General features: G+C 36.9%; 1 pseudogene. It reads right to left on the bottom strand.

What is annotated here, in order from left to right:
* Nucleotides 1-125: 125 nt before the first annotated feature.
* Nucleotides 126-1160 (bottom strand): annotated as a pseudogene (locus LY01_RS14970) (hypothetical protein); the annotation flags it as partial.

The following is a 1160-nucleotide window of genomic DNA, read 5'->3' as shown; positions in this document are numbered from 1 at the left end:
CTTGAACAATTACTTTATAACTGTGGTTGTTTAGGGATAAACTTTTCATTCTGTGGGTGTTTTTTGGATATTGTGGCGACTTGCTTATAACTGACTAGAAAACATTGTTTTAACCTCGCCATTGATCACTGGCGACTTGGTGGCGATACGGCGAGTTGTATTTGTGTCAAACAGTTCTCTAGAGATTTATCTATCTGCTTTTTTAGGTTCTTGTACTCATCTATTCCTACGATCTCAAAACAATAACTTTTAGTCTTTAATTTTTTAACCTTGCGGATGTAATCTTCTAATAGTAGTTGTTTGTTATACCTGCGCAGTGTGGTTTCTTTTACTCTTAGATTCCTGCGGATTTCTGTATTGGTAAACGTTGTTTGATTGTTATCGTTGAGATACTTTTTTAAGCGTTCTAGATGATTCCTTGCCGCACCTGTAATCGTATCACTCTTTCTTAAAAGAACTTCAGTAATCAACTCATTAGCTTCTTTAATATCTTCAATCGTAGTCTCGATATATTCTTCGCCTGTTTGCTCGTCATACTTACGTTCTCTTTGGTATTGCTTGTAAAAGGTAATAGCTTCAACGAACTGTAAATAATGGCTGTTGGTTCTTCTTGGTTTAAATACCGATTGTGGTAATTCTAGATATTCTGCAAAAGGATTTATAACCTTGATAGGTTTGAGTATTCTTTGAACATTCTGTAAGATTTCTTTGGCGTCTAGCTGTTCTTGCTCGTTAAGTTTTCCTGCGCTTAAAAACCGTTGATATTGCATGATTCTTTTGTCTTGGGTTTCGCTTTCGTCTATGTAGAGTAGGAAGGAACGGTTGGAGTTATCTTCATAGATGCTTTCTTGTGTGGTACAACCGGCAACGCTTACTGGACCTTCAACAGTAAGATGTATCGTTTTTGTTGTGCCTTTTCGATCCTTATGAACTACTGTTTTTGTAATGCGCTTTTTGGATTGTAATTCACGTAATGGGTAGAGGACACTTTCTGCGCCGTCCAGATCTTCTATTAATATCAGTTTGTGTTGTAATTCGGTTCTATTGAAGTAATAAAAGGCATTGGCAGATAATACCGTGATTTCTACTTTATCTTCTTCTGGAATGAGCTCTGCGACCTTACTTTGTAAGTGTGTTTTCCCAACTCCTGAACTTCCCAA

The sequence above is a fragment of the Nonlabens xylanidelens genome, assembly GCF_002934445.1.
GTDB lineage: Bacteria > Bacteroidota > Bacteroidia > Flavobacteriales > Flavobacteriaceae > Nonlabens > Nonlabens xylanidelens.
Note: the sequence above shows the minus strand (reverse complement) of the source record. Positions and strands in the feature narration are given on the sequence as shown.